The sequence below is a fragment of the Klenkia sp. PcliD-1-E genome (genome assembly GCF_024124375.1).
Taxonomy (GTDB): domain Bacteria; phylum Actinomycetota; class Actinomycetes; order Mycobacteriales; family Geodermatophilaceae; genus Klenkia.
The window spans coordinates 1-5,110 of record NZ_JAMXRZ010000185.1 but is presented as its reverse complement, the minus strand read 5'-3'; the positions used below and the strand labels follow the sequence as shown (position 1 = coordinate 5,110).

7 protein-coding genes are annotated in these 5,110 nt (G+C 77.2%); 3 read left to right on the top strand and 4 right to left on the bottom strand.

Annotated features, from left to right (window positions below; translation table 11 throughout):
- Positions 1-197 (bottom strand): hypothetical protein (locus NH342_RS21835; RefSeq protein ID WP_253018268.1); only part of this gene is annotated, 197 nt, incomplete at its 3' end.
- Between the two features lie 162 nt (positions 198-359).
- On the opposite strand from NH342_RS21835, the gene NH342_RS21830 reads away from it, so the two are divergent.
- The gene (locus NH342_RS21830) at positions 360-1,220 is read left to right on the top strand and encodes a hypothetical protein (RefSeq protein WP_253018267.1); all 861 of its coding nucleotides are present in this window, start codon (positions 360-362) and stop codon (positions 1,218-1,220) included.
- The gene (locus NH342_RS21825; protein WP_253018266.1) at positions 1,204-1,827 is read left to right on the top strand and encodes a class F sortase; all 624 of its coding nucleotides are present in this window, start codon (positions 1,204-1,206) and stop codon (positions 1,825-1,827) included. Before NH342_RS21830 ends, NH342_RS21825 begins: the two co-directional genes overlap by 17 nt.
- 7 nt (positions 1,828-1,834) lie before the next feature.
- On the opposite strand, the gene NH342_RS21820 is transcribed toward NH342_RS21825, so the two are convergent.
- Positions 1,835-2,797: a LysR family transcriptional regulator gene (locus NH342_RS21820; RefSeq protein WP_253018265.1), complete on the bottom strand. Its 963-nt coding sequence runs from the start codon at positions 2,795-2,797 to the stop codon at positions 1,835-1,837.
- 97 nt (positions 2,798-2,894) lie between these two features.
- Between NH342_RS21820 and NH342_RS21815 the strand changes: the two genes are divergently transcribed.
- Positions 2,895-3,644 (top strand): SDR family NAD(P)-dependent oxidoreductase, encoded by a 750-nt coding sequence (locus tag NH342_RS21815; protein WP_253018264.1) that lies wholly within the window; start codon positions 2,895-2,897, stop codon positions 3,642-3,644.
- Positions 3,645-3,664: 20 nt separating this feature from the next.
- On the opposite strand, the gene cobA is transcribed toward NH342_RS21815, so the two are convergent.
- Both cobA and NH342_RS21805 read right to left on the bottom strand, forming a co-directional pair.
- A complete protein-coding gene (cobA, locus tag NH342_RS21810; RefSeq protein WP_253018263.1) occupies positions 3,665-4,900 on the bottom strand; it encodes a uroporphyrinogen-III C-methyltransferase in 1,236 nt (411 codons plus the stop codon).
- A partial coding sequence (locus NH342_RS21805) for a nicotinate-nucleotide--dimethylbenzimidazole phosphoribosyltransferase (protein WP_253018262.1) occupies positions 4,900-5,110 on the bottom strand: 211 nt, incomplete at its 5' end. The genes cobA and NH342_RS21805, both read right to left, overlap by 1 nt.

Sequence of the window (5,110 nt, the reverse complement as noted above, 5' to 3'; positions counted from 1 at the left end):
GTGCCGCGGTCGGCCCGGGCCGGGCTGCGGACGACGGCGACCGCGGTGCCGGCGAGCTGGGTCAGTTCCCGGCCGTGCCGCACGGCCCGGCTGCCCCGCACGGCGCGCACCGCCCGGCGGGTGGCCAGCACGAGCGCCGTGGTGACCAGTCCGGCGAGGACCGCCAGCGCCACGACGAGGGTGAGCACGAACTCCACGGGGCACCTCCGCCTCGAGCACGCCCGGTGACGGCGTACCCCGTCGACCATAGCGGCCGGGGTCGTCGGGAACGGTCCGTCACTTCTACCCGTAACCTCCCGTCACGGGTGTCGTTGACCGGTCACCCGCTCCCGCCAGCACGACCAACGGAGGTCGCCGCCGTGCCCCAGCTCCACCTGTCCCGCCGCACCGGCCGGCGGCTGCTCGCCACGGGCGCCATCGCGGCCGTCGCCGTCCTCGGCACCCCGGCCGTCGCCTCCGCCGAGGTGCCCGGCCTGACCGACAACCCGCTGACCGACGTCCTCGGCGGACTGACCGGTGACGCCGGCGGTGGCGCGCCCACGTCGGTGGTGCCGGGCATCCCCTCCGGCGGCATCCCCGGCCTGGGCAGCCTGCCCGGCGCCGGCAGCGGCGGCGGGTCCACGCCGGACCCGACGGAGATCATCTCCGGCGGCGCGTCCTGCTTCCAGGGCCTGGTGAACGGCATCCAGGTGTCGGTCACGGGCCTGGCGACCGGCCTGACCGAGGCGCTGATCGGCCTGCTCGGTGGCGGCAGCACGACGACGCCCGTCGAGGGCGGCGAGGCGACCACGACCATCCCGATCAGCCAGCAGCAGCTGCTGGACCTGCTCGACCTCGACCCCGCCCAGCTGGGCGACCTGTTCGAGAACGGCCAGGAGTCCCTCACCATGGCCGTCCAGGTCGTCGTCGACGGCGTCACCGAGACCGTGAAGGTGGTGCTGGACTTCGCGCAGTGCCTGGCCGCGCTCGTCCCGACCCCGGCCCCCGCGGCGCCGACGACCACCACCCCGCCGCCGTCCACGGCGCCGGTGGACAGCGCGCCCGCCGTGGTCACCAGCGCCGCGCCCACCCAGGCCGTGGCCTACCCCGGCTACGCGCCGACGGGCGGGGCGCCCTCCGACGACTCCTCCCCGGCCGGGCTGATCGGGCTGGGTGCCCTGCTCGCCGCGAGCGGGAGCGGCGCGCTGTGGCTGCGGGCCCGCCGTGGCGTCGCCGGCTGACCGCGACGCCGGGTCGTCGTCCGGCCCGGTCGTCCTGCTGGTCCTGCTCACCCTGCTCGCCGGGGGCTGGTGGTACGGCTCCGGCCGGGACACCGCCCCGGCGGTGCCGGCCACGTCGGCGGCCGAGGTGCCGCTCGTCCCGGCCGCGCTGAGCGTGCCGACCATCGGCGTGCAGGCGCCGGTCGAGCAGCGCGGGACGGTCGAGTACACCAACCCGTTCACCGGCCAGCAGGTCGCCGGCTACGGCGTCCCCGAGGACATGGCCTCGACGTCGTGGTGGTCCGACGGCCCGGAGCCGGGGTCGGGTCGGATGGCCGTCGTGCTCGGCCACGACGTGCCCGGGGACGCGCCCGGGGTGTTCGACCGGCTCGACGAGCTGCAGGTCGGCGACCCCGTGGTCCTCACCGCGGCCGACGGGACCCAGCTGCAGCTGCAGGTCGTCGAGGCGCCGCTGACCGGGCTGGACAAGGCGTCCTCGGACCTGTCCGACGCGCTCAACGGCCACCCCGAGGGCGCCGACGTCGCCCTGGTGACCTGCGGCGGGGAGTACGACTCCTCGGCCGGGGCCAGCGAGGAGAACGTGGTGGTCTTCGCCTCCGTCGTCTGAGGGTGCCCTAGCGGCCGCGGCGGTCGAGGGCTGCGACCAGGACGCCGAGGTCGCGTTGCCGGGCGTCGGCCGACCACACCGCCCAGGTGCGCCGGACGACGGGCCGGTCGGCGAGCGGGTACCAGCCGACGCCGTCGGGGAGCGGCTGCCCCCAGCCCGGGGCGGCCAGCGCGAAGGCCCGGCCGGCGCGGACGGCGGCCAGCTTGACCTCGGAGGTCACCGGCAGGTCGTCGCCGCGTTCCCGGTCCGCGGCCCGGATGCCGTGCGCGCGCATGGTGGCGACGACCTGGTCGAACCAGTGCGGGCTGTCCGAGCGGGGGAAGCCGATCCAGTCCAGGGCGTCCATCTGCTCCAGGCGCACGCACCCGGCATCGACGAGCTGCTCGCCGCGGGCGGCCGAGACCAGGACGCCCATCGGCTCCTCGGCGGCGAGCACGGTCGCCAGCGCCGGGTCGGCCGGGCGTTCCCGGACCAGCGCGACGTCCAGCTCGCCGGCCGCGAGGGCCCGCAGCTGGGCGGCGCTGGGCTGGTGGCGCACCTCGACCCGGGTGTCGGGAAAGGCGGCGGCCACCTCGGCGACGGCCGTCGGCAGGAGCTCCGGCGGCAGCTCCAGCGGGACGCCCACGCGCAGCGTGCCGGCGAGCCGGGCGGCGCGGGCGGAGCCGGTCACGGCGCGGACGGCGGCGTCGTGCTGGGCCAGCAGCGACCGCGCCTCGGGCAGCAGCAGGTCCCCGGCCTCGGTGGTGCGCACCCCGGTGTGCGTGCGCACCAGCAGGTCGACGCCGAGCTGGCGCTCGAGGGACTGCATCGTCTGCGAGAGGGCCGACTGGCTGAGGTGGAGGCGGCGGGCGGCCGCGGACAGCGCGCCCTCCTCGACGACCGCGACGAACGCCCGCAGCTCACGGATCTCCACGTGCCCAGTGTCGTCGGTGCCGGCCGGCGGGGTCCCGGCCCGGCTGATGGGGGTCATCGGCAGGACCGTGGACCAGGGCGCAATGGCGCTCCCGCACCCGGGGTTCCGAGCAGGTACCGACGACCGTCGGGCATCCAGCAGGGAGGAACCCACCATGACCACCGACCTCACCGGCCGGACCGCACTCGTCACCGGCGCCACCAGCGGCATCGGCCGCGCCGTCGCCCTCGACCTCGCCGCGCACGGAGCCCACGTGGTGCTGACCGGGCGGGACCGCGTGCGGGGCGAGCAGGCCGTCGACGCCGTCCGTGCCGCGGGCGGGAAGGCCGACTTCGTCGCGGTCGACCTGGTCGACGCGGCGTCCGCCCGCGACCTGGCCCGGCAGGCGGTGGAGCTGGGCGGCGGCCACGTCGACGTGCTGGTCAACAACGCGGGCGTGTTCCCCTTCGGCCCCACCGCGGGGACCACCGAGGCCGACTTCGACGCCGTCTACGCCGTCAACGTGAAGGTGCCCTGGTTCCTGGTGGCCGAGCTGGCGCCCGCCATGGCTGCGCGGGGGTCGGGCTCGATCATCAACGTGACCACGATGGTCTCGGCGTTCGGGCAGGCGGGCATGTCCCTGTACGGCTCGAGCAAGGCGGCGGTCGCGCTGCTGACCAAGGCCTGGGCGGCGGAGTTCGGACCGTCGGGGGTGCGGGTCAACGCGGTCAGCCCTGGGCCCACGCGCACGGAGGGGACGGCGGGGATGGGCGAGGCCCTGGACCAGCTGGCCGCCACCACGCCGCACGGTCGGCCCGGTCTGCCGGAGGAGATCGCCCCGGCCGTGACCTACCTGGCCGGCGACGACGCGGCGTTCGTGCACGGGGCGGTCATCCCGGTGGACGGCGGCCGCACCGCCGTCTGACCCCCGGCGACGTGGTGGTCCTACGCGCCCAGGCCCACCACGTCGCCGACCACCCACACGGCGGGCGGGCGGACGCCCTCGTCGGCGATGGTCGCGCCGAGCCCCGCCAGCGTGGTGCGGTACAGGCGCTGCGCCGGGCCCGCGCCGTCCACGACGACGGCCACCGGGGTGTCGGCCGCCCGGCCGTGCTCGACGAGCGCGGCAGCGATGGCGGGGGCGGTCTCCACGCCCATGAGCACCACGAGCGTGCCGCGCAGCCGGCCCAGCGCCGCCCAGTCGACCAGGGACGCCGGGTGGCCCGGTGGCACGTGCCCGGAGACGACGACGAACTCGTGGGTCAGGCCGCGGTGGGTGACCGGGACGCCGGCCAGCCCGGGGACGCCGATCGCGCTGGTCACGCCGGGGACCACCTCGACCGGCACCCCGGCGGCGGCGCAGGCCTCGAGCTCCTCGTAGCCGCGGCCGAAGACGAACGGGTCGCCGCCCTTCAGCCGCACCACCCGCCTGCCGGCCAGCGCGTGCTCGACCAGCAGTGCGTTGATCTGCTCCTGGGCCATCGACCGGCCGCGGGGCAGCTTCGCGGCGTCGACCACCTCGACGTGCGGTGGGAGCGAAGCCAGCAGCGACTGCGGGGCCAGGTGGTCGGCGAGCACGACGTCGGCGGTGGCCAGCGCCTGCCGGCCGCGCACGGTCATCAGCCCGGGGTCACCGGGGCCGCCGCCGACCAGCACCACGCTGCCCCGGCCGTCGGTGGGCCGCGACACGGTGTCGGGCACCGTGCCGTCGGTGAGCCCGGCGAGGACGGCGTCGCGGATGCCGACGGCGCGCTGCGGGTCGCCTCCGCCGTGCACGCCGACCACGACGTCGCCCTGCCGGCCCACCGCCGGGGTCCACACGCTGGAGCGGGAGCGGTCGTCGGCGCGGGCGCAGAAGATCCGCCGGGCCTCGGCCTCCGCGGCCACCGCGGCGTTCACCGCGGCGTCGTCGGTGGCGGCGACGGCGTACCAGGCGTCGGCGAGGTCGCCGTCGGCGTAGGGCCGCTGCGCCCAGGTGACCGAACCGGGCTCGACGAGCGCCTCCAGTGCGGGGGTGAGCTGCGGGCTGACCACGGTCACGACGGCGCGGGCGTCCAGCAGCCCGGCGACCCGGCGGTGCGCGACCTGGCCGCCGCCGACGACGACGACGCGCTTGCCGGTCAGCCGTAGGCCGACCGGGTAGACCGACCCGGTGGCGGGGTCGACGGGGGTGGCGGGCATCAGGCCTTCTCGGTGACGCCGGCGGAGTCGAAGGTGGCGACGTCGGCCAGCGCGCGGGCGGCCGCGGCGACCAGCGGGGAGGCCAGCAGCGCGCCGGTGCCCTCGCCCAGGCGCAGGTCCAGGCCGAGCAGCGGGCGCAGGCCCAGGTGCCGCAGGGCGAGGGCGTGCCCGGGCTCGGCGGAGACGTGGCCGGCCAGGGCGTGCTCCAGC

What these genes read in the sequence shown, in the direction of transcription:
- cobA (WP_253018263.1), bottom strand. Translation starts at nt 4,900, where the DNA reads ATGCCCGCCACCCCCGTCGACCCCGCCACCGGGTCGGTCTACCCGGTC.
- NH342_RS21820 (WP_253018265.1), bottom strand. Translation starts at nt 2,797, where the DNA reads ATGACCCCCATCAGCCGGGCCGGGACCCCGCCGGCCGGCACCGACGAC.
- NH342_RS21815 (WP_253018264.1), top strand. Translation starts at nt 2,895, where the DNA reads ATGACCACCGACCTCACCGGCCGGACCGCACTCGTCACCGGCGCCACC.